Annotated in this window: 21 protein-coding genes, 2 tRNA genes and 1 other annotated feature; of the genes, 17 read left to right on the top strand and 6 right to left on the bottom strand. The window is 46.9% G+C overall.

Annotated elements, in window-relative coordinates; all coding sequences use genetic code 11:
• Positions 1–84: 84 nt before the first annotated feature.
• The 3 genes from B9N86_RS22420 (at position 85) to B9N86_RS22410 (ending at position 2,615) form a co-directional block, all read left to right on the top strand.
• Positions 85–1,137, top strand: a complete 1,053-nt coding sequence (locus B9N86_RS22420) for a GerMN domain-containing protein (RefSeq protein ID WP_208915339.1) — start codon at positions 85–87, stop codon at positions 1,135–1,137.
• A gap of 95 nt (positions 1,138–1,232) precedes the next feature.
• Positions 1,233–1,991 (top strand): ribonuclease PH, encoded by a 759-nt coding sequence (rph, locus tag B9N86_RS22415; RefSeq protein ID WP_208915338.1) that lies wholly within the window; start codon positions 1,233–1,235, stop codon positions 1,989–1,991.
• Between the two features lie 3 nt (positions 1,992–1,994).
• Entirely contained in the window at positions 1,995–2,615 is a 621-nt protein-coding gene (locus tag B9N86_RS22410; RefSeq protein ID WP_208915337.1) for an XTP/dITP diphosphatase, read from the top strand.
• A 193-nt stretch (positions 2,616–2,808) separates the two neighbouring features.
• Here B9N86_RS22410 and asnB read toward each other — a convergent pair whose 3' ends face one another.
• Entirely contained in the window at positions 2,809–4,653 is a 1,845-nt protein-coding gene (gene asnB, locus B9N86_RS22405; RefSeq protein ID WP_208915336.1) for an asparagine synthase (glutamine-hydrolyzing), read from the bottom strand.
• 161 nt (positions 4,654–4,814) lie between these two features.
• On the opposite strand from asnB, the gene B9N86_RS22400 reads away from it, so the two are divergent.
• The 3 genes from B9N86_RS22400 (at position 4,815) to B9N86_RS22390 (ending at position 7,315) form a co-directional block, all read left to right on the top strand.
• Positions 4,815–5,138 carry a hypothetical protein gene (locus tag B9N86_RS22400; protein WP_208915335.1) on the top strand — a complete coding sequence of 108 codons (324 nt, stop codon included), beginning with the start codon at positions 4,815–4,817 and terminating at the stop codon, positions 5,136–5,138.
• A gap of 14 nt (positions 5,139–5,152) precedes the next feature.
• On the top strand, positions 5,153–5,515 hold the full coding sequence (locus B9N86_RS22395; protein WP_208915334.1) for a hypothetical protein: 363 nt from the start codon (positions 5,153–5,155) through the stop codon (positions 5,513–5,515).
• A gap of 327 nt (positions 5,516–5,842) precedes the next feature.
• Entirely contained in the window at positions 5,843–7,315 is a 1,473-nt protein-coding gene (locus B9N86_RS22390) for a copper amine oxidase N-terminal domain-containing protein (protein WP_244562799.1), read from the top strand.
• Positions 7,316–7,400: 85 nt separating this feature from the next.
• On the opposite strand, the gene B9N86_RS22385 is transcribed toward B9N86_RS22390, so the two are convergent.
• Positions 7,401–7,694, bottom strand: a complete 294-nt coding sequence (locus tag B9N86_RS22385; RefSeq protein ID WP_208915333.1) for a magnetosome magnetite crystal formation protein family — start codon at positions 7,692–7,694, stop codon at positions 7,401–7,403.
• 162 nt (positions 7,695–7,856) lie between these two features.
• Here B9N86_RS22385 and B9N86_RS22380 point away from each other — a divergent pair.
• Together B9N86_RS22380 and B9N86_RS22375 are read left to right on the top strand one after the other, a co-directional pair.
• A tRNA-Arg gene (locus B9N86_RS22380) sits at positions 7,857–7,930 on the top strand.
• 193 nt (positions 7,931–8,123) lie between these two features.
• Positions 8,124–8,567, top strand: a complete 444-nt coding sequence (locus B9N86_RS22375) for a hypothetical protein (RefSeq protein ID WP_208915332.1) — start codon at positions 8,124–8,126, stop codon at positions 8,565–8,567.
• A gap of 61 nt (positions 8,568–8,628) precedes the next feature.
• Here B9N86_RS22375 and B9N86_RS22370 read toward each other — a convergent pair whose 3' ends face one another.
• The 4 genes from B9N86_RS22370 to B9N86_RS22355 form a co-directional block, all read right to left on the bottom strand.
• The gene (locus B9N86_RS22370; RefSeq protein ID WP_208915331.1) at positions 8,629–10,491 is read right to left on the bottom strand and encodes an arginine--tRNA ligase; all 1,863 of its coding nucleotides are present in this window, start codon (positions 10,489–10,491) and stop codon (positions 8,629–8,631) included.
• Positions 10,492–10,531: 40 nt separating this feature from the next.
• Positions 10,532–10,751, bottom strand: a binding site (T-box leader).
• Between the two features lie 48 nt (positions 10,752–10,799).
• On the bottom strand, positions 10,800–11,564 hold the full coding sequence (locus B9N86_RS22365; RefSeq protein WP_208915330.1) for a class I SAM-dependent methyltransferase: 765 nt from the start codon (positions 11,562–11,564) through the stop codon (positions 10,800–10,802).
• Positions 11,565–11,718: 154 nt separating this feature from the next.
• The gene (locus tag B9N86_RS22360; protein ID WP_208915329.1) at positions 11,719–12,147 is read right to left on the bottom strand and encodes an EamA family transporter; all 429 of its coding nucleotides are present in this window, start codon (positions 12,145–12,147) and stop codon (positions 11,719–11,721) included.
• A gap of 298 nt (positions 12,148–12,445) precedes the next feature.
• Positions 12,446–12,519 (bottom strand) — tRNA-Arg (locus B9N86_RS22355).
• A gap of 220 nt (positions 12,520–12,739) precedes the next feature.
• Here B9N86_RS22355 and B9N86_RS22350 point away from each other — a divergent pair.
• The 9 genes from B9N86_RS22350 (at position 12,740) to B9N86_RS22310 (ending at position 24,869) form a co-directional block, all read left to right on the top strand.
• Complete coding sequence (locus tag B9N86_RS22350) at positions 12,740–13,699, top strand: hypothetical protein (protein ID WP_425298552.1); 960 nt, start codon at positions 12,740–12,742, stop codon at positions 13,697–13,699.
• Positions 13,700–13,844: 145 nt separating this feature from the next.
• Positions 13,845–15,170: a trigger factor gene (gene tig / locus B9N86_RS22345; RefSeq protein WP_208915328.1), complete on the top strand. Its 1,326-nt coding sequence runs from the start codon at positions 13,845–13,847 to the stop codon at positions 15,168–15,170.
• Positions 15,171–15,445: 275 nt separating this feature from the next.
• Entirely contained in the window at positions 15,446–16,036 is a 591-nt protein-coding gene (clpP, locus tag B9N86_RS22340; protein WP_208915327.1) for an ATP-dependent Clp endopeptidase proteolytic subunit ClpP, read from the top strand.
• Positions 16,037–16,049: 13 nt separating this feature from the next.
• Positions 16,050–17,312, top strand: a complete 1,263-nt coding sequence (clpX, locus tag B9N86_RS22335) for an ATP-dependent protease ATP-binding subunit ClpX (protein ID WP_208915326.1) — start codon at positions 16,050–16,052, stop codon at positions 17,310–17,312.
• A 104-nt stretch (positions 17,313–17,416) separates the two neighbouring features.
• Entirely contained in the window at positions 17,417–18,526 is a 1,110-nt protein-coding gene (ispG, locus tag B9N86_RS22330) for a flavodoxin-dependent (E)-4-hydroxy-3-methylbut-2-enyl-diphosphate synthase (protein WP_208915325.1), read from the top strand.
• 715 nt (positions 18,527–19,241) lie between these two features.
• Entirely contained in the window at positions 19,242–20,969 is a 1,728-nt protein-coding gene (gene lonB / locus B9N86_RS22325) for an ATP-dependent protease LonB (protein ID WP_208915324.1), read from the top strand.
• A gap of 83 nt (positions 20,970–21,052) precedes the next feature.
• On the top strand, positions 21,053–23,389 hold the full coding sequence (lon, locus tag B9N86_RS22320) for an endopeptidase La (protein WP_208920633.1): 2,337 nt from the start codon (positions 21,053–21,055) through the stop codon (positions 23,387–23,389).
• A gap of 15 nt (positions 23,390–23,404) precedes the next feature.
• Complete coding sequence (yihA, locus tag B9N86_RS22315) at positions 23,405–24,052, top strand: ribosome biogenesis GTP-binding protein YihA/YsxC (protein WP_208915323.1); 648 nt, start codon at positions 23,405–23,407, stop codon at positions 24,050–24,052.
• A gap of 229 nt (positions 24,053–24,281) precedes the next feature.
• Positions 24,282–24,869: a non-ribosomal peptide synthetase module gene (locus B9N86_RS22310; RefSeq protein WP_208915322.1), complete on the top strand. Its 588-nt coding sequence runs from the start codon at positions 24,282–24,284 to the stop codon at positions 24,867–24,869.
• Positions 24,870–25,018 lie beyond the last annotated feature (149 nt).

Here is a 25,018-nt window from a genome sequence, read left to right as displayed (position 1 = left end):
AACCGGAAACGAAGGGGCATGTTTTGAAAAAGGGCTCGTATACATAAGAGTACAACCTGTACAAAATGTAGGGAGGAACAATACATGACACGTAAACGCAATATTCGCGGGATATCAGCCGCCGGACTTCTCGCTGTTCCGATTATTATGTCCGGCTGCGGTCCATTCGGAGGGAAAGAATCGGAGGCTATTGATCCGCCGCCTGCGCAAGTGGAGTCCCAGATGTTGAACGCCGTTTCAGGCAAGTCGGTGCAAGGCCAGATCGGGTTGCAGACAACAGTGTATCTGTCGGATCAGAAAGGCATGCTGGCTCCGGTCACCTTGGGGATTCCCAAAGAAGAAGGGAAAGACCCTATTGTTGGTGCATTGGAAGTAATGGTTGACGGCGGAGCCTATGCTGGTTATATTCCCGTAGGCTTCCGCGGTGTGCTTCCAGCGGGAACACAGGTCAATGTGACGGTCGATAAGGAAAACAAAATGGCTGTCGTCGAATTTAATCAATCCTTTGGCGAGTATAAAGCTCAGGATGAACGCAAAATTTTAGAGGCTCTTACCTGGACTCTTACGGGTCATGAGGGAATTGATAAAGTACAGCTATGGATGGAAGGCGCCAAACTGAATGAAATGCCTGTTAACCGTACCCCTCTGGATCGTCCGCTGGCGAGGACCATGGGAATCAATCTGCAAAAAGCAGATGATACGCAGTACTCTCAATCTTCACCGGTAACTGTTTATTTTTCAGGCTTATCTCCAGCAGGGATACAGTACTATGTTCCGGTGACCCGCCTAGTTGCATCCGGGCAGGATTCGGTAACAGCAGCACTGAATGAGCTGATCCGAGGTCCGCAGCATGGAGATGGTCTGGAGCATGTGATGACCAGTGAGACGTCCGTCGCAGCGGTAGATAAAAACGAGGATGGTTCGCTTACCGTTTCCTTGAATGAAAGCATGTTTGAACAAGGGGACGAGATTCCGTCTGAAATGCTTCAGGCGGTCGTATTGACGGTCGCAGAGAATTCGAATAACGTCAAAGTGAAGATCCAGATGAACGACCTGACGGAAGTAAAGGGTGATGATGGGCGTAATTATAATGAACCCGTTAGCCGGCCAGAGCATATTAATGAAATTCCTATATAAAGGATAGGCTTACCCAAAGGGTGCTTTTATGCCAGCACTTTGGTAGAATAGGGGATGCTAATCAGGATTGCGATAAGAAGTAGGAGGCAGAAAACATGAGATCTAACGGACGCAAGAGCGACGAGCTCAGACCGATGAATTTATCGACCCATGTGAATAAATATGCGGAAGGCTCCGTGTACATCGAAATGGGGGAGACCAAGGTGCTGATTACAGCTACCGTGGACGAGAAGGTTCCCCCATTTCTGAAAGGACAAGGAAAGGGCTGGGTGACAGCGGAATATTCCATGTTGCCGCGGGCAACGCAGTCCCGTAATCAGCGGGAAGCGAACCGGGGTAAACTCAGTGGCCGGACGATGGAAATTCAACGGCTGATCGGTAGAGCGCTCAGGTCCGTTGTGAATCTGCATGCGCTGGGTGAACGTACGATTACGCTGGATTGTGATGTTATTCAAGCGGACGGCGGTACCCGGACTACTTCCATTACCGGTGCATTCGTGGCAATGGCGATTGCGGTAAATAAAATAGCAGAGCAGCATAAGCTGGCTGTGTTCCCGATCACCGATTATTTGGCATCCGTCAGTGTCGGTGTAGCCGGGGGGCAGGCACTTCTTGACTTGAATTACGAAGAAGATTCGAAGGCTAAAGTGGACATGAATCTCGTGATGACCGGCAGCGGCAAATTTGTCGAGGTACAGGGAACCGGGGAGGATAGCCCGTTTTCACGTGAAGAACTCGATCAGATTCTGGAACTTGGTGAAAAAGGAATCCGTGAACTGATTGCCCGCCAGCAGGAGGTTCTTGGACCTATAGCTGCTAAGATTGGCACAGTCAGCACCAGAAGCGGAGTGTAATCTATGAAGCTTCAGGGAAATGTCATCATCGTTGCAACACGAAATAAAGGCAAGATTAAGGAATTCTCTCATGCATTTGCACCATTCGGTAAAGAAGTGGTCAGCATTTTTGATTATCCTGAACTTCCGGATGTGGTGGAAGACGGAAAGACTTTTGCCGAGAATGCGATGAAAAAAGCCAAAGAAGTTGGAGACGTACTAGGCATGCCTGTCCTGGCAGATGATTCAGGCCTGTGCGTGGAGGCGCTAAATGGAGAACCCGGTGTATATTCTGCCCGGTATGCCGGTGAGCATGGAGCGGATGAAGATAACAACCGCAAGCTCCTGGCTGAGCTTGAAGGGATACGCCTTGGTGAAGATACGGAACAGCCGCTACTCAGTTCCGCGCAGTTTGTCTGCGTTCTGGTGCTGTATGATCCGGTGACGGGGCAGTTTGTTGAGACGAGAGGAACGGTTGATGGATGGATTACTTCAGAGCCATCAGGAAATAAAGGCTTCGGCTACGATCCGTTATTTTATGTTCCTCACTTCGAGAAAACTATGGCCGATTTAACTTTGGAAGAGAAACAGTCGATTAGCCATCGGGGTGACGCACTGCGTCAGCTAGTGGCAAAACTGCAATAGAAGCGATATTGAATGTAAGCGGTGGTTCAGAATTACCGCTTGCTGTACATAGAGGATATTTCCCAACCATTCAGAAATGGTGGGAAATATCCTTTTTTCAATTCAAGTGTGACATTTGCAAAATTGTAATATTTATTGGAACTTATAGTTGGAGTTAGCCTTGCGATGATTCAACAGCACATGCCTATCAACCTTACCGAATGGCCACATTGTACTCCTTCAGCCAATAATTCACTTGGGCCAGATATGCAAACAACTGGGGCCCCGACATCAGCTGACCGAACCAAGGCAGGTTGGAGGATGCATCAGGAGAGGAGGCGAGCTCCCTGATTTTTGCAATGTCTACGAGCGGCAGGATTGGAGATGAAGGCTCATCCAAGATGGAAAGAACCTGCTGTTTGACAGCTGTCAGATAGTTGGGATTATGCGTTTTTGGATAGGGGCTTTTTTTGCGGTATAGCACATCTTCAGGAAGTACGCCTTCCAGCGCTTTTCTAAGTATGCCTTTTTCCCGGTTGCCTGTTGTTTTGATGCTCCAAGGGACATTCCATACATAGTCAATCAGACGGTGATCCGTGTAGGGTACGCGTACTTCCAATCCGACGCCCATGCTCATGCGGTCTTTCCGGTCAAGCAGCGTTGGCATGAAGCGGGTGATATTCAAGTAAGACATAATGCGCATTTTTGACTCCTGGCCGCTTTCTTCCGCCAGAGTCGGAACCTCTGCCACGGCATCGCTGTACCGGTCACTCAAGTACTCAAGGGGACGAATCCATTCCCGGATTTCAGGGGAGAGCAGCCCTGCACGCATATCCGGAGCGACAGACCAGGGGAATGTTCCGGCATTCAACATTTCTTCTCTGTGAAACCAAGGATATCCGCCGAATATTTCATCCGCGGCTTCACCGGAGATAGCCACAGTCGCTCCTTTTTTAATCTCCCGGCAAAACAGGAGTAAGGAAGCGTCGACATCGGCCATACCCGGAAGATCTCTTTTTTGGGTGGACACATCAAGAGCTTCAACCAGCTCAGGGGTATCGAATTCAATCCAGTGATGCTTCGTTTCAAGCTCTTCATGCATCCGCTTGATCCAGGGAGCGTCAACCCCTGGCTGAAACGAATGAGATTGAAAATGTCTGTCGTTATCTACATAGTCTACGGAATACGTATGAATTTGACCTTGGCCCGTCTGTTTATAGTATTCTACAGCGATGGCGGAAAGGGCGCTGGAATCAAGTCCCCCTGACAGAAGTGAGCAGACCGGAACATCGGATATCAGCTGTCTCTCTACGGTATCGTAGAGCAGATCACGGAGATGGGCTGCGGTTTGCTCCACATTATCCTCATGGGGTCTGCTTGTAAGCTTCCAATACGTGTAGGTCCGTAGACCTCCCTGATTAAATACCATCGCCTGACCAGGCTTCAGTTCCGATACATTTCGGTAAACGCCATGTCCAGGTGTCCTTGCGGGACCGACAATAAACACCTCAGCTAAGCCATCAGGACCGACAACAGGCTCTACCTTTGGATGCTGAAGCAATGCCTTCGGCTCAGACCCAAATATGAGTGTCCCGTCAATATAGCTGTAAAACAGCGGCTTAACCCCGACCCGGTCCCTGGCTAAAAACACTTGCTCTCTAACACTATCCCAAATCGCAAACGCAAATATTCCGTTCAGCCGATCCAGGCAGTCCGGGCCCCATTCGATGTAGGAGACGAGCAGTACCTCCGTGTCACATTTCGTGTTGAACCGGTGTCCTCTTCGGATAAGTTCGTCTTTCAATTCCGCCGCATTATATAACTCTCCATTATATACAATGGCGTATACTTCTTCCTCCTGGTGAATGATCATAGGTTGGGCACCATTCTCCGGATCGATAACACTGAGCCGTCGGTGACCGAATGCGCATGGGTTGGAAATCCAGGTGCCTGATCCGTCAGGTCCGCGGTGGGCAATGCTATCTGTCATTCTAACTAGAAGCTCCGAATCCTGCGTTAAGTCGCCACTCCATTGAATAAATCCGGTTATTCCGCACATGACGGTTCATCCTCTCTTTGTCTTTGTCATACGCTGTCCTTCTTTTTTTGATCTAAATCGCCAAAGTGATACAGATATATGCCGAAGCAGGGCATAAAATGTCTGTCCTTTAACGAAAACTATGAGGGAGGACGAATCCAAAGCGAAGGAGTGAGAGCGTCATGGACAAGTCGACGTATTATGTTTCCGTTCAGAGCCGCTCGGTTTTAACAGAGCAAGGGCAGAGCTCTTACGAATGGGAGATTGAGGCCACCCCGGAGGAAGCTGAGCAAGTGCGGATGGAGCTGGGTTTAATGCAGGAAAAGGAAGAGGAAGCCTTCCCGGGATATGTATTTCCATGGCCGGATACACCTGAGCAGAGTACAAATGCGTTGTTCCAGAATTCGCTGGACCGTGTGTATATGTCTATCTACCGTCTGGGAACGCCTGATACCCGCAACCAGATGGAACAGTTTCGGTTGCTTTCTCATCTTACTGACAACTAAAAGGAGAAATGAATATGTACTCTATTAAAGACGCAAAGATCCGGCGTATGACGGACGTAAGCGGTACACCTTGTGCTGAAGTGGAAGTTCACCCTGCTTCAGGAGCGGATACTGTAGTTCTGGCTTACTTGGCCCCGACGGCACCGATGGGAGGTTACGAACTAATGAAAGTGGTTCGCAGTGATGCCTCTCTGGAGCATGACTGGTTTGACAACAGCATGCACACCGCTTATGAGGATGCAACGGACGCCGCGTTTGAGAACAGCACAGTGGGTTCGGCTGAAGAGGAACGGGAAGAGTTCAGACAGCAACTTTTATCCTATGGCACATTGAATCAGCAGTTAAATGAACGATTTAATGGCGGGTTTACGCCATAATGGAGCAGACGGGAGAGGGACCTTAAGCAGAATACCCCCCAAGAATATCAAGAGACCACGCCCAGAAAGGGGCATGGTCTCTTTTTCACGTTGATTTCTGTCACATTTGACCCTGGCTTTTTCATTTTTTCGCAAAATAGAAGTGAGAATTCAGACTTTTTTTATGACCGATTACAGTCAGTATTGGGGATAGCGTACCAGAGTTGTACTTTTTTATGAAGAGCTTGGAAATAGGGCTTTACTTCTATATGCTTGACAGCTTACTATCCCTATAATGTTGCTTTAGTGCAATACAATTTTTAACACTACTCATAGGGAGAGATAAAATTGAACAAGCGATGGATCCAAACAATCGGAGCCGGCATGTTGGCGGCGGTATTGACATTCGGACAGATGCAGCCAACTGCTTTAGCTGATGAGGCTTCCAGTGTTACAGTAGTAGAATCATCTCATGAGCTGGTCAACGGCAAGATGCAGGTCAGCTTTGATGTTCGCAACGGCGGATCGGGCACAGAGGCGGGCTTTGTAGTGGTCGGATACGACGAGAGCGGCAAAGCAATTGAGGTCGTAGGGGATTCAGCCTATCTTATGAGCAATGAAATCGAAACTTTCGAAGTTGCCCTCAAAAGCGGAAGCAAGATTAAAGATGTAAAAGTACTTCCGGCAGGACAGGCAGGCAGCCAAGCGGTGCTGCTCGAATCCGGGACACGTACGGAAAATGGAAGCATTGAGGTTTCGGGTGCTGTACAAAATGCAAATGAGGGACGCCGTGTAGGGATGATGGCAGTCGGTTATGATGCATCCGGCAAGGCGGTTGAAGTAAAGTCGGCATACAGCTACATGACTAGTGGTGAGGTCACTACATATGGAATAAAACTGAAAGCTGTAAATCTGATTAAAAGTGTGAAGGTTTCGGTTATTGATTCAACAGAGGACGCTGTAAAGCTTCTTCAGACAGGAAGCCGTTTGGAGAACGGCAAGCTCATCATTACCGGATCTATTCAAAACCGAAATGAAGGCGGCCGTGTTGGGGTCATTATTGTAGGTAGTAACTCAAACGGAAAAGTAGTTGAAGTTAATACTACGACCGGTTACCTGACAGACAAGGAAATCGCTAACTTTGAAGCAGAACTCGAGGCAGGTAAAGCTATCAGCGGAGTTAAAGTGTTTTTGACCGGCAGCAGCCAGACACCTAAGATTATTGCCGAGGGAAGAACACGGATCAACAATAAGCTGGTTGTGACAATCGGAGTGGAGAACGGAACGAAGGCACAGCGGATTACCGTTAAATCTACCGCTTATGATGCTAAAGGACGTTCTCTCGGATCGGAAACCGATTCGATGTACATGCTCGATCATGAAACAACAACGCTGCGGATCGATTACGACAGCCGCGTAAGCAGTGTGAAGCTGAAGTATTATGATGAAGCGGGACGAGAGATTGGTGCAGAACCGATTCGCATTAAAATAAACGGCCAGCTGCAATCTTATGCCCAAGCGCCAATTATGGTGAACGGCAGTGTTCTCGTTCCAATGCGTCCGATTTTCGAGTCGCTTCAGGCTTCCGTCAAGTGGGATCAGAAATCACAGACAGTTAATTCCACCAAGGGATCGACTAAAATAAAGTTGAAGATGGGTTCAAAACAGGCGTCGGTGAACGGTAAAGGGGTAGCTCTTGATATCGCACCACGTTCGGTGAAGGGGACAACGATGGTTCCGCTGCGCTTTGTAGCGGCAGCGCTCGGCTGTGAGGTCAAGTGGGATAAAAATGAGCAGATGGTGCTGATTACGACAAAATAAAAAAGATGAAGGACCAGGCTTTATGCCTGGTCCTTTCTATGATTTCAAATATTAAGCCTGAGCATAACAAAATGCTGGCTGCTATTTATGCGTATTCCCGCAGTACCTTTATTCCTTGGACCACATTGTATACAAAAGCACCGAAGTAGATAACCCCGAACAGAAACACATATCCAATTACCGCACCGTATGAACCTGCATTTATGGCCATAATCATTAGCACGATAGCTGCAATGACCGGAAAGAGGTGAGAGAGTAGGGCGCGTTTGGCATGTTTTTCTACATAGGCATCTTTAGCGACGATCCATACAATGATCGGCAATATAAATGGTGCGAAAAAGATGCTAAAGTACGATAATGATGAAAGTAATTGCCGCATAGAGAGTCCCCTTTCGATCTTGTCATTTGTTATTCATATTACCCTGCCAGCGGCGAGCTGATTCACAAGTCACATTGTTCTCACAAATAATTGTTTGAAAATTGGCGAAGATGCGATATAATAAATTTCGTTACTGTTTTAAGTCTTATCTTACATACATATGTCCCAGTAGCTCAGCTGGATAGAGCAACGGCCTTCTAAGCCGTCGGTCAGGGGTTCGAATCCCTTCTGGGACGTCCAAAGTAAAACCGCCTTTATGGCGGTTTTTTCACGTACTCCAGAAGGTGAGAACCCCACTTACTGCAAATTTGAACAAAAAGTCTTATACTGAAATAGTGTCCAGCAAGAAAGGATGGTGCGTAAACTGACATCCTTTTGGTACCGTACTGGTGAATTTATAAATATCATACATAAAAGGAGAGAGCAAAGATGTCAGAGACGAAAATTTCGCAGCACACTGCTATTCTTTTGGAGCATGCGAGAAAATGCGGACTGCAAGCGGAAGAACTCTTGCAGGCTATCCGTTCAGGTCAGGTCGAAGCATTTCATGTCGCACAAAACGGCCATTTCGATTATACGGAGCTGTTTAGCTATGCCGAGCAGCATGGGGAAGATTTGGAGAAGGCCGAGACAGAAGGATACCGGATTACGTTCAACACGAGAAACGGATTGAAAATATGGCTTGAAGAAGCTTTCCATTTAAGTTCGGAATCCGATTTCTCAGTTGGTGAAGGAATTATTGAAGGTCTTCCTCTGCAGGAAGAACAGCTGGAGCGATTGAAACAGACTATGGCTGTCAACTGGACGATTGCGGAAGTCGGCAAAAACGAGCAAGGCTACAACGTTAAACTGACAGTTCGAGGTTTGCAATAATCAGAATAGTAGAAGCCCCCATCTTCTTGTATAGACAAGGAACGGGGGCTTTTAAATGATGTTACATCCGGCTCGGCGTCGGCAGTCCAAGAACCTCTAATGCTTCACCAAGCGTTTCTTTGAAAATAGAGGTTAGCCATACGCGGAACTTCAGCACGTCACCATCCGTCTTGAGGATCGGGCATGCCCCGTAGAAGTTGTTGAATAGCGAGGCCAGCTCATATGCGTAATTGCATAGAGAGCTTGGCGTGAGTTCTTTACCCGCCGCATAGAGTGAATCATGCCATGTGCTGATATGTCTGAGCAGAGCATGCTCTGCTTTTTCAAGAACAGGGAACTGCTCCGGTACGAATGGCATCACACCTTTGTCATGGGCCTTGTTCAGTACACTTAGGGCGCGAGCATAGGAATAGAGCAGATAAACGCCTGTATTTCCGGAAATTTCGGTAGCTTGTTTTAGATCAAATACGACCTCGGTTTGCAGAGCAAAACGCAGCAGGTAGTAGCGGATGGAAGCCGTGGCGATATCCCGGCTGGACAAGCCGTTCTTGTCCGAACGAGATTCTTCGATGACGTTTTCCATCAGGTCGATCAGTTCTGTTATTTTAATGCCGATGCCTTGACGGCCGGACATAGCGTAAGAGGCTTTACCGTCAGAGGTGTCAATGCCAAGATCCGCTGCAGCAGACGGGCTTAAGGATACAACGCCATAGCTAACATGACGCAGTTTCTCTGCTTCCGTGGTGAACCCTAGTCCTTCAAGCGCCTGCTTGACCATCGCCTGTGGATATTGCTGTCTGTAATCAATGACGTTGATAACCATATCGGCTTTACCGAACTGTTGATGCTCACCGTGAGAGCTGGTCGTCCATACTTCGCCTGCAAACTTTTTGTACATAAAGTCATTTTGGAGCAAGCCGTATTTCCATAAATGATATGCTATATCTTTTGCCGTATAGGTTAATATGCCGTTAGAACGAACCAGTACCTTATCTATACTGTGCTCTGTATCACTGTCATCCCCGGACTCCTGCGATTGCTTTAATACCCAGCAGCCGGCGAGTTTACCTTCTGTCTCCTGATGGAACAAGGAGGTCTGCTTCAGCAGCTCAAATGCAGATACCCAAAATCCCTCTCTGACGATATTGCTTTCCCAGACAAGTAGGTCGTATTCAATACCGAACTGCTTCATTTCTTCGATGTGCTCACGTACAATCCTCTCAGCTACAAGCAACCCGACCCAGGACAGGTTTTGGTTACCTTCCTCAAGTGCATGAAGAACATCGGTTCTTTGGTGAACCAGTTCCGGGTCATTTTGATAAGCCTTGTTGATCGCGGAGTATATATCCCAGCAATAATCTCCGAAACGGCGATGCTCTTTGGATAAGGAAATGTTCTGAATGCCGACGACCGTATCCGCCAACTGATTGCCGAGATCATCAATGTAGTTATGAACTTCCACTTCGTATCCGATTTTTCTCATCAACCGAACGAGTGTGTCTCCGATACAAGAATTTCTCAGGTGACCAATATGTGCTGATTTGTTCGGGTTGATGGATGTATGCTCGATTACAACCTTTTCCGCTGGTAATTGAGGAAGCTCAAAAGTCGTTTGAGCCCATGTGGACCAATCCATATAAAAATTTATGAACCCCGGCGGCACAACTTGGATATGGTGGATCAGTTTTGCAAAAGACTTGTCTTGTTCAAGCTGAACTTTAATTTGCTCAGCGATGTTCAGCGGTGCCTTGCGAAGGGTTTTGGCTAACTGCATGGCAATATTCGTGGAATAGTCGCCATGGTCCATATTTGCAGGCTGCTCGACTTGTACTTGTAAAACATCTGGCAGAACCGCTCCTGGAGTTGATGACACAACATGCTGCACCGCTTGTTCGATGCCTGTAGTGATGAATTGACTTAACATTTTTAGTTCCCCCTTAGAAAATAAAAAAAGCCCTCATCTCATAAGAGACGAGGACAATAGCGCTCGCGGTACCACTCTCGTTGCTAAACCATAGGTTTAACCACTTCAATACAATAACGGTGTAAGCCGGGTCTTCCTACTAGTTGTTTCAGAAGACCATCTCATGGGTCCGCTTCGTGACCGAGCCTGTACCGGTTCCCACTCTCCCGGCTCACTTGGACATAGACGTCGATCAGTACTCTCCCAATCATTGAACTGCGTTATTCGAGTTTTTCATATTATAACCAATCTACCGTGAAAATCAACTATCATTTGAATGCAACGATTCGAAGTCGTTTATAGTCCGCATAAAATGCATCGTCTTTCCACAGGGAATGTTTCGTAAGCTGACTTATATGCTCGATAGCATTCTTCTTGTCGTCCGGCGTAAATCCAATGAAAAAGTTGTCGCCAAAATGAGTAAGCCAATCCTTAATGCCATTTTCACCGCCGAGAAGCCGGGTTGGACGGTCGAAATGGTGAGCCAGTGCGACCCTGAACCCTGTCTTCTCTAATAATGAAGCGTATTCGCCAATACTAGGGTAGTACCATGGATTGCGGCTGTTCGTGTCGATTCCGTATTGGGATGATAACACCTCTTGTATAGCCTCCGCAATCATCCCGATATTGCCGGCTCCACCGAATTCAGCGACAAAGCGGCCGCCCGGGTTTAGTGCCCGGTATACAGAAGAGGCAGCATCTGCTGCCTTGGTCATCCAGTGCAGCGCTGCATTGGAGAATACGGCATCATAGAGAGTGTCTGTGTTGAAATCCTCACCATTACCAACAACGAATGTCAGATGCGGATACTTGACCTTGGCTCTTCTGATCATCTCTTCAGAGAAATCCATTCCAACGACAGAGGACCCGGACGCAGCGATTTCGTTTGCCAAATCCCCGGTACCGCAGCCAAGATCCAGAATTCGTTCTCCTTGCTGAGGGGCCAAAAGCTCAATTAATCCTCTTCCGTACGTTGATACAAAAGACAGCTGGCGGTCATAGTCTTCAGGCTTCCACACTTGATCTGAGCTCATAACACCACTCCTTGACTATTAGTGCTCTTATTGTGGCATATACGAGGTTATAAATAGAAATATATAGTTATTATGGAACTTATAGTTTTTACCTATTAATAGGAGTGAGATGAACAGAAAAGACCGCTCTTTGGCGGTCTTTTCTAGGGAGATTTTATTTTACGGCTACCAAAAGAGCTCCAATAGCGATCATAGCTACACCAGCTGCGTTGATCCACGATATTTTTTCGCCGAGGAATACAAATGCTAGGATGACCGCAATGACGACACTTAGTTTATCAATAGGACCAACTTGTGATACTTTGCCGTATTTTAATGCTAAAAAATAAAATAGCCACGACAACGCACCTGCTACGCCGCTTAATACGATAAAACTGAGAGCTTTTTTCTGGACCAAAATTTCGCCCAGTTGAGCGAACTTGCCTTGAACCGCTACGACACCGAGTAAAAATAAAGCCATGATAACCGAGCGGATCGCAGTTGCGGAGTTCGCGTCAATGTTTTGGAGCCCGATTTTTCCGAAAATGGCCACGAGTGAAGCCATTACCGCTGAGAGCAGGGCATATGTAAGCCATAAAGGCATGACCGTTCCTCCTTTAGAACAGATAAGTTGGTTTTAACACATAATGAAATGGCGGTATATGTATTAATATTTGCACTTAGTAGTATAGAGCATTATTAGAAATACTAAAATAACGAATTGTAGGCACAAAAAAACCGCCATAAGCGGTTTTCTCATAAGCGTCCCAGGTCGGGATACGGCCTTCCAGGCCGACTGCGAAGCTATGCTAACGAAGTATAATGCTCCGACGCCCCCAAGGGGTTCTCACCCTTCTGGAATACGCAAAAAAACCGCCCTTTAAAGGCGGCTTTACTTAGAACGTCCCAGAAGGGATTCGAACCCCTGACCGACGGCTTAGAAGGCCGTTGCTCTATCCAGCTGAGCTACTGGGACATATTTTTCAAGCAGGGAATATCATACCATGTGATAAAAATAAATTCAAGAGTTAAATTCAAAAAAATAACGATTAAACATAACCGCATCGTGTTATATATTTAAGACATACTATATAATCACGCATTATATAACAGCTAACGTTTATGAAGAAGCGGCATTTTTCCTTAAGTTTTTCCGTTTTTTTAACTTGGCGGGGGATATGCTATAATCTACAAATATGAAAACGGAAAAGAAAGGAGGTGTCCTTATAAAGGACTCCTACTCCCCAGACAAAGAAGACAAAAATATCATCCTGTTTCCGAAGACATTGGATTACTACCAGATTCAACTCACCGTCATGCTCGAAAACGAACGCTACGGGGAGGCCATGGAGCTCCTCCGATTTCTGCTTCAGTGCCAAGGACAGAACGAACGGAATTACGAAGAATGGCAGGCGCTGCTGGAGTGGCTGGAAGCTGCTTTTCCACAAGCTGTATCCGGTCCCGCCAGTCAAGAGGAAGCAGATAGCGAGAGTGACGAGGACGAGGCGGATATGGCCCGCCGCATGGTTCAGGACAAACTTGCTCAGGACGCTGGTTATGCGGATAAATTGCTGGACACGGTCATGAACGGACCTCTAACGGAGCAAACGGTACTAGCGCTGGAACAACTGGCTTATCTCGATCGGCCGGAGGTCGATGTGGCTCTGACTACATGGCTTAAGGAACAGTCTCTTCATCCGCTGCTGCAGTTCCGTGTACTGCAAACTTTACGCCGCCGAGAGATGACCGGTTTTGTAACACTTCAGAGAGGCGCGGAAACGGTAGAGATCGAGGTTGAGCATGTGCCTTTGAGTCATAGCGAATTTCCGAATGCCATTCTGCAAATATTGGAGCGTGTGGCTGAAAAGACCGAAATCCATGAACCAACGCTGTATTACTTTGCCCAGGAGCTGTGGACACAGTTTGTTATGGCGATTTATGGCACAACGGATTACCGTTCCATGCTGGATGGCGAAGAATCTACTCTGGATATATGGGCTGCGGCTCTGCATGATATCGTCTCCGAAAGTTTGAAAGGCATCCGCGCTGAAGAAGAAGTCCGGTCTTATTATGAGATTACCGATACGATGCGATTCCGATACGAGGGGGCATATCGTTCTCTCAAGCAATTTGTCTCGGCAGGCGTAGAGGATTGATAAAGCGGGGAAACGCTTTCGATCTGGAGCCATAAGGGTTCGCCCTTGAAAAAGGATTTAATGTTGTTTATACTATAATGGTTATTCGGTACGTGATATATTATCTGCGCCGACCACGTGAATTTTTTTGGAGGGGAAAGCATAAATGAAAGCAACTTGGGAAAAAATAGAGAAGAACCTTGGCGTTCTTGACGTTGAGGTTGAAGCGGACCGCGTAGCGGCTGCCCTCGACAAAGCTTTTAATAAAGTAGTTAAAAAAGTAAATGTACCTGGTTTCCGTAAAGGTAAGGTACCTCGTTCAATCTTTGAAACACGTTATGGGGTAGAAAGCCTCTACCAAGATGCTATCGACATCCTGCTTCCTGAAGTATATGGCGAAGCTGTTGAACAAGCGGAAATCTTCCCTGTAGATCGTCCGGAAATCGATATCGAGCAGTTCTCCAAAGGGGAAGCATTCAAGTTTAAAGCAAAAGTAATAGTTAAACCTGAAGTGAAGCTTGGAGACTACAAAGGTATTGAAGTAGCAGCAGTTGCTGCCGAAGTTTCCGATGAAGAACTGAGCCAAGAGCTGGAGCGTCTGCAAGAGCGTCATGCCGAGCTCGCTGTAATCGATGAGGGAACAGCAGCTTCCGGTGACATCGCAGTCATTGATTTTGACGGTTCGGTTGACGGAGTTCCTTTTGAAGGTGGACAAGCTGAGCGCTATTCCCTCGAACTTGGAAGCAACACGTTCATTCCAGGATTTGAAGAGCAGGTTATCGGAATGGGAACTGGAGACTTCAAAGATGTTGAAGTAACATTCCCTGAAACGTATCATGCGGAAGAGCTCGCTAACAAAAAAGCAGTCTTCAAAGTAAAAGTACATGAGATCAAGCGTAAACAGCTTCCTGAGCTGGATGACGAGTTTGCTAAAGACGTGAGCGAATTCGATACTCTTGACGAGTACAAAGAAGACCTGAAGAAGCAACTGTTGAACCGTAAAGAGCAGGAAGCTCAAGGCGTTCGTGAAAACGAAGTTGTCGAAAAAGCGGCAGCAAACGCTGAAATTGAAATTCCTGAAGCGATGGTTCAATCCGAAGTTCAAAACATGATGCGCGATTTTGACAATCGTCTTCGCCAGCAAGGCATGAACCTTGAAATGTTCCTCAGCTTCTCCGGCCAGTCTCAAGCTGACCTGGAAGGTCAAATGAAGGACGATGCTATGAAGCGCGTTCGCAACAACCTGGTTCTTGAGCAAATCGGGAAAGAAGAGAAGCTCGAAGCGACCGAAGAGGAAATCAATCAAGAGCTTAGCAACATGGCAGAACAGTACAAGCGTCCTGTTGACGAAATCCGTAACATTTTGGCTTCCAATGGTTCCCTTGACAGCCTGCGTGAAGAACTTGTTCTTCGCAAAACAATCGACTTCTTGCTGGAAAACAGTGTAGAAGGTGCACCGGCTGCAAAAGAAGAAACAGCAACAGAAGAATAATAAATAAGGCTGCTGCAGAAGCTGCCATTACATTGGATAAGGCACGTATTTTATGACGTGCCTTATTTTTACCTAAAAATACCCAATTTATTACTAAATATGACATGAAATGGGTGTTTTTTGCGGAAATACATAATGAGACAAGTTGGCAGGATATAATTTTTGAGAAGTTCATAGAATGTAAACATGGTTAAAAAATGACATAGGGCGTTGAACATGTTAGAATAACTTTTGTAACGCAAAAGTATAATTTTCAAGGAAAAGAGGTTGGTCGCATGAGTCTGGTACCTATGGTTGTGGAACAAACCAATCGAGGCGAGAGATCTTATGATATCTATTCCCGATTACTGAAAGATCGCATTATTTTCCTCAGCGGTGCGATCGATGACGATGTCGCCAATCTTGTCATTGCCCAGCTGCTTTTCTTGGCTGCGGAAGATCCGGAAAAAGACATCCATTTGTACATTAATTCTCCTGGTGGTTCTGTAACAGCCGGGATGGGTATATATGATACGATGCAGCTTATCAAGCCAGATGTGTCCACCATTTGCGTCGGTATGGCCGCAAGTATGGGTTCGCTGCTGTTGACTGCTGGAGCGCCGGGTAAACGTTATGCGCTGGAGAACAGTGAAGTAATGATTCACCAACCGCTCGGTGGTGTTCAAGGCCAGGCTACTGATATTCAAATCCACGCAGATTGGATCATCAAGACTAGACAGAAGCTTAACCGTATCTATGTGGAACGTACGGGTCAATCCCTTGAAAAAATCGAACGTGATACGGACCGCGACTATTTCTTGAGCGCGGAGGAAGCGAAGTCTTACCGGATTATTGACGAGGTCCTGTCTTCACCGATCAAATCTTAAGAGGTGGTATAGTATGTTTAAATTTAACGACGACAAAGGGCAGCTGAAATGCTCTTTCTGCGGCAAATCGCAGGAGCAGGTTCGCAAGTTAGTTGCAGGGCCCGGCGTTTATATATGTGACGAGTGCATTGACTTGTGCTCCGAAATCGTGGAAGAGGAACTTGGCCACGAGGAAGAAGTGGATCTGAAAGATATTCCGAAGCCACGGGATATCCGTGACATTCTGGATCAGTACGTTATCGGACAGGATCAGGCGAAAAAATCGCTTTCTGTAGCCGTTTATAACCACTATAAGCGTATCAATACGCAGAACAAAATTGATGACGTTGAATTGCAAAAGAGCAACATTTTGCTGCTTGGACCAACGGGTTCCGGTAAAACACTGCTTGCGCAAACCATGGCTAAAATCCTTAACGTTCCTTTTGCTATTGCAGATGCGACTTCCTTGACAGAGGCCGGATATGTGGGCGAAGACGTTGAGAATATTTTGCTGAAACTCATTCAAGCTGCAGATTTTGATGTGGAAAAAGCGGAACGCGGCATTATCTACATCGATGAGATTGATAAAGTGGCCCGTAAATCCGAGAACCCGTCTATTACACGTGACGTTTCCGGTGAGGGTGTTCAACAGGCTCTTCTGAAGATTTTGGAGGGAACTGTAGCTTCGGTTCCACCTCAAGGAGGACGAAAGCATCCGCATCAAGAATTCATACAGATCGACACAACCAACATTCTGTTCATTTGCGGCGGAGCGTTTGACGGTCTGGAGCAGTACATCAAGCGACGGATCGGCAAAAAGGTTATCGGTTTTAACGCTTCCGGTGAAGGTCAAAAAGACCTTAAACCGGGTGAGTACCTGACAATGGTACTGCCGGAAGACCTTCTGAAATTCGGTCTGATTCCGGAATTCGTAGGACGTTTGCCAGTCATCTCCACGCTGGAGCCGCTGGATGAGAAGACGCTCGTTCGGATCTTGTCCGAGCCGAAGAACGCTCTTACGAAGCAGTATCAGAAGATGCTTGAACTCGACAACGTTAATCTGAAGTTTGAACCGGATGCGCTGGAAGCTATTGCTCGCGAAGCGATTAAGCGTAATACTGGTGCGCGCGGTCTTCGCTCCATCATCGAAGGCATTATGCTGGATGTGATGTATGAAGTTCCGTCCCGTGATGATATAACAGATTGCGTCATTACCGAGAAAGTTGTTCAGGATAAAGCCATCCCTGAACTTCAAGGAAATGGCGATAATGACAAGAAACAGGAAGAGAGCGCCTGATAAAGCGCTTTTGAAATAAATCAATGCCGATTCTCCACCCCTACCCTCTGTTTATTCATCTGGGTAGAGGTGGAGCTTTGGCGTTATATGGGAGAGATATAACCATGTTTTTGAGACAAGACACACGGCCCGTAAAAGTGGGGAATCTCACGATCGGCGGAAGCAATGAAGTCATTATTCAAAGCATGTGCACAACCAAAACCGCAGATGTTGAAGCTACAGTTGCTGAGATACTGCGATTGGAAGAAGCCGGATGTCAGCTTGTACGGGTTACGGTAAACAATGACGAGGCTGCTGCAGCCATTAAGGAAATTAAGAAACGAATTCATATTCCTCTGGTCGCAGATATTCATTTCAATTATAAATTGGCACTCGCCGCCATTGAGAATGGAATCGATAAAGTCCGCATTAATCCCGGCAATATCGGTAAACGTGAGAAAGTCGAAGCTGTCGTGAAGGCGTGCAAAGAAAAGGGGATTCCGATTCGCATCGGGGTAAACGCAGGCTCTTTGGAGAATCACTTGCTGGAGAAGTATGGTTACCCGACGCCCGAAGCTATGGTGGAGAGTGCCTTGTTCCATATTGGCATTCTCGAAGAACTGGATTTCCATGATATCATTGTGTCGCTTAAGGCCTCTGATGTGCCTATGGCTATTGCCGCTTATACAAAAGCTGCGGAGGTCATTCCATATCCGTTGCATCTTGGCATCACTGAAGCCGGAACTTTGTTCTCTGGAACAGTAAAAAGCGCAGCTGGACTTGGTGTCCTATTATCCACGGGAATCGGCAGTACAATGCGGATTTCACTCAGTGCAGATCCGGTTGAGGAAATCAAGGTTGGTCGTGAATTGTTGAAAACATTCGGCTTGATCTCCGATGCTGCAACTCTCGTATCATGTCCGACATGCGGCAGACTAGACATTGATCTATTCTCCATTGCTAATGAAGTGGAAGAATATATTGCGAACATTAAGGTACCGATTAAAGTATCTGTCCTCGGGTGTGCCGTGAACGGTCCCGGCGAAGCTAGAGAAGCTGACATCGGCATTGCCGGAGCACGGGGTGAGGGACTGTTGTTCCGCTATGGAGAAATGATACGTAAGGTGCCTGAAGCCACGATGGTTGAGGAACTGAAAAAAGAGATCGATCATATCGTTAAAGTATACGAAGAGACCGGAGAAATTCCTGGTCGTAAGCATAAAACGGGTGTGTAAACACTCGAAATAACTATAACTTAGACAAAACAAGCCAGGCTGCCTGAGGATTTATCCTTGGGTGGCCTTTTTGTGGCTCCGCGGTCTATGCTACGTTTCACTAGCAGACTGATGTGGTTGACCACATAAAGCGCGCTACGGATTCGGACTCACATTCCACTATTTGTTGCAATCGACGAGTTTTGCAATTGTTCCGGCCTGTGATTCCGTTATTTTCTTAAAACATACCTGGTTTCGCATGAATAGGCATAAATAACGGCTTCTCAGTCCGTGACCTCACTTGAATAGACGAAATTGCTCCATATAACGGAACGGGTGTCCCTCAAAATATCGCATATTTATTTTAAGCCACTCTCGACGAAAGTCTTGAGTTGGCGTAAGCTATTAATCCATTTCGATGGACACCCACGGAGCAGCGAAAAGGACGAAGCGATTCCGGAGAAGCGAAGCGGTCGGCTAAAAGCTTTCCAAAGGAAAGCTACTTCGTAAGCATACGCTCTTGTCCCCGAATTTCATCCTCTAAGAAATAATTCAAGATATTCGAGGGCAAGAGCGATAGTAGGAACGATTCGTACTTGTAGCGTCTCAACACACATTATTTTCAGATTCTTTGCATTTCCTTTCAATGAGCCGTTTTACCATCCGATTAACAGGCAATACTACCATGTAATAACGTTTGATAATTGACATAATGGAAAAACGGGAGGAATGACTTGTGAATCTGAATGTTGTGATCATGCTGGTTAACCTGTTCTTTGCAGTGATTATCGGCATTTATTTTTGGAACTTGTTACGGGGACAAAAAACGAGCAAAACGGCGGTGGATCGGGAGTCCCGCAAGGAGCTCGATAAGCTCCGGAAGCTTCGATCGATATCGCTGACCAAGCCTCTTGCAGAGAAAACCCGGCCACAGACGATGGATGATATCGTAGGTCAGAAGGATGGGCTCCGTGCTTTGAAGGCGGCTCTGTGTAGTGGAAATCCCCAGCATGTTATTGTGTATGGGCCTCCCGGAGTAGGCAAGACGGCAGCGGCGCGTGTGATTATGGAAGAAGCGAAGAAAAACCCGCAGTCTCCTTTTAAGTTCGACGCCAAGTTTACCGAAATTGATGCGACAACAGCGCGATTTGACGAACGGGGTATCGCCGATCCGCTGATCGGTTCCGTTCATGACCCGATTTATCAAGGAGCAGGAGCCATGGGAGTAGCCGGAGTTCCTCAACCGAAGCCAGGTGCTGTAACAAAAGCGCATGGAGGAATCTTATTTGTTGATGAAATCGGTGAATTGCACCCCATTCAGATGAATAAGCTGTTAAAAGTGCTGGAAGACCGCAAGGTGCTTCTCGAAAGTGCGTATTACAACTCGGAAGATGCCAACACGCCGGCGTATATCCATGATATTTTCCAAAACGGTCTGCCTGCCGACTTCCGATTGGTAGGTGCGACAACACGATCGCCAGAAGAGATTACGCCTGCTTTGCGATCACGCTGTATGGAAATATTTTTTCGTCCTCTACTTCCAGAGGAAATTGGACAAATTGCGGAAGATGCAATACAAAAAATTGGCTTACTTCCGTGTCCTGAAGCAGTGGAGGTTGTAAAACGGTATTCTACCAACGGGCGTGAGGCTGTTAACATGATTCAGCTTGCGGCAGGTCTGGCCCTTACAGAGAAACGGGAGACGCTTCGGGCAGCCGATGTGGAGTGGGTAGCGAGCAGCAGTCAGCTGCAGCCGCGTCCGGACCGTAAAATTCCGGAAAGACCGCAGGTCGGTCTCGTCAACGGCTTAGCCGTCTATGGGCCGAACATGGGAGCGCTGCTTGAGATTGAGGTTTCAGCTGTTCCGGCGGAGAAGGGCCAAGGTACCTATAATATTACAGGAGTGGTGGATGAGGAGGAGTTCGGAGGCGGTTCCCGGAAGCTCCGACGCAAGAGTATGGCCAAAGGCTCCATAGAAAACGTACTCACTGTGCTTGGATCTATGGGATATAGACCGAAGGATTTTGACCTGCATATCAATTTTCCGGGAGGGACGCCAATCGATGGTCCTTCTGCGGGCATTGCGATGGCGACAGCGATAGTGTCAGCCATTAAGGAGCTTGAAGTAGACAACAAAATCGCCATGACCGGTGAGATTAGCATTCACGGTAAAGTGAAGCCGATTGGCGGTGTTATTGCTAAGGTAGAGGCTGCATTCCAAGCGGGAGCGACCACGGTTATTATTCCGAAGGACAACTGGCAAAGTCTGTTTCAGGATCTGAACGGCCTGCGAGTTATCCCGGTTGAATCTGTTGATGAAGTGTTTGCTCAAGTGTTTGGGGGAGCCGTCGCCCCGGGAGTCGTTCAAATGCCTCAAACGGAGACATTTCCAGCGGCTTCGCCCTCATTGCTGCAGGCGACTCCGCCGCGCAATGGGAAGATTACAGATGCAGGCAGCTGTTAACACCTACTTTGTTGGTTTTTATAAGAAGATTTGATAAAATAGGAATAGTGTCAACATTGAGAGCCATTGGAGGTGTGAAAGCGATGGGACCCAGTAAATCAAAAGGTCGTCGTTTTCCTTTACTGCCTTTAAGAGGACTTCTCGTCTATCCAAGCATGGTATTGCATTTGGACGTAGGGCGGGAGAAATCGGTTAAGGCATTAGAAAAGGCGATGGTTGAAGACAATTTGATTCTCCTATGTTCTCAATCGGAAGTGAACATTGAAGAACCGACGCAAGAAGATATTTTTCGGATCGGTACAGTTGCGAATGTAAGACAAATGCTCAAACTTCCGAACGGTACCATACGAGTGCTTGTGGAAGGTATGGAACGGGCGGAAATTATTCAATATACGGATAACGAGGATTATTATGAAGTCCTCGCGCGTGAACTTCCTGAAGAGGAGAACAGCGATTCCGAAGTAGCCGCTCTCATGAGAACGGTTCTGGGGCAATTCGAGAATTACATTAATCTATCCAAAAAAGTGACGCCCGAGACACTGGCCGCGGTATCCGATATCGAAGAGCCGGGCCGGCTTGCGGATGTGATTACAAGTCATCTGTCCCTGAAGATCAAGGATAAGCAGGAGATTTTGGAGACGATTGATGTCCAGAAGCGTCTGGAGAAGCTACTTGATATCCTGAACAATGAGCGCGAAGTGCTGGAGCTTGAACGTAAGATCAATCAGCGTGTCAAGAAACAGATGGAAAAAACCCAGAAGGAATATTATTTGCGTGAGCAAATGAAAGCGATCCAGAAAGAACTGGGGGAGAAAGAAGGACGCACCGGCGAAGTTGAAGAACTCCGCAATCAGCTGAAGGAACTTGAACTCCCGGAGCGTGTCAACGAGAAAGTTGAGAAAGAGATCGACCGTCTGGAGAAGATGCCGGCCAGCTCAGCTGAAGGCGGTGTCATTCGTAATTATGTGGATTGGTTGCTAGCACTGCCTTGGACAAAACAGACCGAGGACGATCTGGATATTTTGAAAGCGGAACAGATTCTGGATGAAGACCATTATGGTCTGGAAAAACCGAAAGAGCGTGTTCTGGAATACTTGGCGGTTCAGAAGCTGGTAAAGAAGCTGAAGGGTCCGATTCTTTGTCTTGTTGGCCCACCAGGGGTAGGTAAGACTTCCTTGGCCCGGTCCATAGCCCGTTCCCTAGAACGCAAATTCGTACGTATTTCACTAGGCGGTGTGCGGGATGAGGCGGAAATCCGCGGTCACCGGCGTACCTATGTCGGTGCCATGCCAGGAAGAATTATTCAGGGCATGAAGACAGCGGGATCGAAGAATCCAGTATTCCTGCTTGATGAAATCGATAAGATGGCTTCCGACTTCCGGGGGGATCCGTCATCTGCTCTGCTCGAAGTACTGGATCCGGAGCAGAACAATACATTCAGCGATCATTTTATTGAAATTCCGTTTGATCTGTCACAGGTTATGTTTGTAACGACAGCAAATGCGCTGCACAATATTCCGCGTCCGCTATTGGATCGTATGGAGGTTCTTTATATTCCAGGTTACACGGAGCTGGAGAAGCTTCAGATCGCCTCACGCTATTTGCTTCCGAAGCAGAAGAGCGAGCACGGGCTGGAAGCAGAACAGTTGCAGCTGGATGAGAATGCTATTTTAAAGGTGATCCGGGAATATACACGCGAGTCGGGTGTGCGGAATCTGGAACAGCAAATTGCAGCATTATGCCGTAAAACGGCCAAAAGAATCGTAACGGATAACTCCGAAAAAATCATCATCGGTGAAGAAGACATCAAGGACTATCTGGGCGTTTCGAAGTTCCGTTACGGTATGGCTGAGCTTGAGGATCAGGTGGGCAGTGTGACCGGTTTGGCCTGGACCGAAGTCGGCGGTGATACTCTCACCATCGAAGTCACCGTTGTCCCGGGTACGGGCAAGCTAACGCTCACAGGAAAACTTGGTGATGTCATGAAGGAATCTGCCCAAGCCGCATTCAGCTACACGCGGTCCAAAGCCATGGAGCTTGGGATTGAACCGGATTTCCATGAGAAGATGGATGTGCACATTCATATTCCAGAGGGCGCTATTCCGAAAGATGGACCTTCCGCTGGAATAACCATTGCTACCGCGCTCATATCATCATTGACGAAGCGCCACGTAGCACGCGATGTTGCCATGACTGGAGAAATTACTTTGCGCGGCCGGGTACTGCCGATTGGCGGCTTGAAAGAGAAATCCCTTGCGGCCCACCGTGCAGGTTACAAAAAAATTCTGCTACCGAAAGACAACGAACGGGACTTGCGCGATATACCAGACAGCGTAAAGAACGATGTTGAATTTGTTCCCGTATCTCATATGGATCAAGTGCTCCAGCACGCGCTGGTGGAGCAAGCGGGAGTGCACTAGAGAGGAATACTGAATATGAAAGTAACAAAATCAGAATTTGTTATCAGCGCTGTAGGTCCCGACCAATACCCTGTAGACGCCTTGCCAGAGATTGCTCTGGCAGGGCGTTCCAATGTGGGTAAATCTTCGCTTATCAACAGGATGCTATCCCGTAAAAATTTGGCCCGTACAAGCTCGACTCCAGGTAAAACACAGCAGTTGAACTATTACCGTGCGAATGATGATTTATATTTAGTGGATTTTCCGGGTTACGGTTATGCGAAAGTATCCAAAACACAACGTGCTGCATTTGGTGAAATGATTGAGAGATATTTGCTGAACCGCGAGGAGCTAAAACTTGTTCTGCTCGTTGTAGATCTGCGTCATCCGCCATCAAAAGATGATATCATCATGTACGATTGGCTTCAGTATTATGATCGTGATGTCTGTGTCGTAGCAACAAAGGCCGATAAAATCCCGCGAAGTCGGTGGTCTAAACATATCAAAATGGTGAAGGAAACGTTAGGTTTTCGGCCGCATCATTCGATGGTCATGTTTTCATCCGAAAGTGGTTTGGGTAAGGATGAATTATGGAGTATTATTCAGTCTTATACAAACTATGGATTAGAAGCGGATGAGGCCAATGAGGACGATACTTTCTCTATAGAAAAGGGACAGGAATAAGAGGTTGCCTGCTTATTTCCTGTGAAATCATTTTTTCATCATATACCGTAGAGATACGGTGCATTTTCTGTGTGAAAGTGAGAATCCCATCGAAATTGTTAGGGAAATTCCGTCTTAAACCGTTTTTTTATGAAATTTGCTGAATAATCTCAATCCGTTGACAAGAAAAAACCTTGTATCCTGCGTTATAATGGTTGTAAGGATTGTTAAAAGAATTGAGGAGATTTTTATGGCTCATAGGTTAGCCACAGAATATGTTAATGCCACCATGCAAATGACGGACGTTCAAATGAATCAATTTCTGCAGAGTACCATAACTTCCCAGATTAATTTTCGGGTTAAGGTGATGGACGGCGGAGGGCAGGAGATCGTGCTCGAAGACGAAAGCGGGGAAGAAGTTCATTTGCCTTTTGAACGCAAAGATGGCTTTTATGTCTGTGAGCTGTCCTGCCGATTGGTAACCCCTCAACTGACCAATGCCGTGCGTAAGCTTTTTTCGGCTTTCAAAGGATCAGGCAAGGTAAATCGGATTTACCGTGGATTCATTATGAGCTATGACTACCATGATGGAACAGTAGAGCGCATTGAACAGCTGGCAGAAGATGACTGCAGTCTAATTTATGAGTACAAGAATACGGCGGGTGAACTGCAGCGCCTGTATAACAGCAATGAAACAGAGAAAGAGATCGAGTCCATTCACCTTCGCATTAACGATCTTCTGGATCAGAGGATAGCTGCGGTTACCATGTCGAGGATTGAAAGTATCGACGAGCAGCTTCGGAAATTTAATCAGCGACTGTTCGTACTAGAGGCTTAAGTAACTATATTGTAATAACGAAAAGCTACCCGTTTTTATCCGGGGGCTTTTTTTATTAGGCCTACATCGCAAACAAAGACATTTAACAAGCTAAAAATACAACTTGTCTATGATGAGCAAACCTTTATTCATTTTCATATGCTGATCTG

The organism is Paenibacillus uliginis N3/975 (assembly GCF_900177425.1).
Taxonomy (GTDB): Bacteria; Bacillota; Bacilli; order Paenibacillales; family Paenibacillaceae; genus Paenibacillus_AQ; species Paenibacillus_AQ uliginis.
This window is presented reverse-complemented; position numbering and strand designations above follow the sequence as displayed.

Bases quoted from the DNA above. Each gene is read 5' to 3' on its own strand.
- B9N86_RS22420 (WP_208915339.1), top strand. From the start codon at position 85: ATGACACGTAAACGCAATATTCGCGGGATATCAGCCGCCGGACTTCTC.
- asnB (WP_208915336.1), bottom strand. From the start codon at position 4,653: ATGTGCGGAATAACCGGATTTATTCAATGGAGTGGCGACTTAACGCAG.
- rph (WP_208915338.1), top strand. From the start codon at position 1,233: ATGAGATCTAACGGACGCAAGAGCGACGAGCTCAGACCGATGAATTTA.
- tig (WP_208915328.1), top strand. From the start codon at position 13,845: ATGAAAGCAACTTGGGAAAAAATAGAGAAGAACCTTGGCGTTCTTGAC.
- B9N86_RS22350 (WP_425298552.1), top strand. From the start codon at position 12,740: ATGAAAACGGAAAAGAAAGGAGGTGTCCTTATAAAGGACTCCTACTCC.
- clpX (WP_208915326.1), top strand. From the start codon at position 16,050: ATGTTTAAATTTAACGACGACAAAGGGCAGCTGAAATGCTCTTTCTGC.
- B9N86_RS22385 (WP_208915333.1), bottom strand. From the start codon at position 7,694: ATGCGGCAATTACTTTCATCATTATCGTACTTTAGCATCTTTTTCGCA.
- ispG (WP_208915325.1), top strand. From the start codon at position 17,417: ATGTTTTTGAGACAAGACACACGGCCCGTAAAAGTGGGGAATCTCACG.
- B9N86_RS22375 (WP_208915332.1), top strand. From the start codon at position 8,124: ATGTCAGAGACGAAAATTTCGCAGCACACTGCTATTCTTTTGGAGCAT.
- B9N86_RS22365 (WP_208915330.1), bottom strand. From the start codon at position 11,564: ATGAGCTCAGATCAAGTGTGGAAGCCTGAAGACTATGACCGCCAGCTG.
- B9N86_RS22395 (WP_208915334.1), top strand. From the start codon at position 5,153: ATGTACTCTATTAAAGACGCAAAGATCCGGCGTATGACGGACGTAAGC.
- B9N86_RS22360 (WP_208915329.1), bottom strand. From the start codon at position 12,147: ATGCCTTTATGGCTTACATATGCCCTGCTCTCAGCGGTAATGGCTTCA.
- clpP (WP_208915327.1), top strand. From the start codon at position 15,446: ATGAGTCTGGTACCTATGGTTGTGGAACAAACCAATCGAGGCGAGAGA.
- B9N86_RS22310 (WP_208915322.1), top strand. From the start codon at position 24,282: ATGGCTCATAGGTTAGCCACAGAATATGTTAATGCCACCATGCAAATG.
- yihA (WP_208915323.1), top strand. From the start codon at position 23,405: ATGAAAGTAACAAAATCAGAATTTGTTATCAGCGCTGTAGGTCCCGAC.
- B9N86_RS22410 (WP_208915337.1), top strand. From the start codon at position 1,995: ATGAAGCTTCAGGGAAATGTCATCATCGTTGCAACACGAAATAAAGGC.
- lon (WP_208920633.1), top strand. From the start codon at position 21,053: ATGGGACCCAGTAAATCAAAAGGTCGTCGTTTTCCTTTACTGCCTTTA.
- B9N86_RS22400 (WP_208915335.1), top strand. From the start codon at position 4,815: ATGGACAAGTCGACGTATTATGTTTCCGTTCAGAGCCGCTCGGTTTTA.
- B9N86_RS22370 (WP_208915331.1), bottom strand. From the start codon at position 10,491: ATGTTAAGTCAATTCATCACTACAGGCATCGAACAAGCGGTGCAGCAT.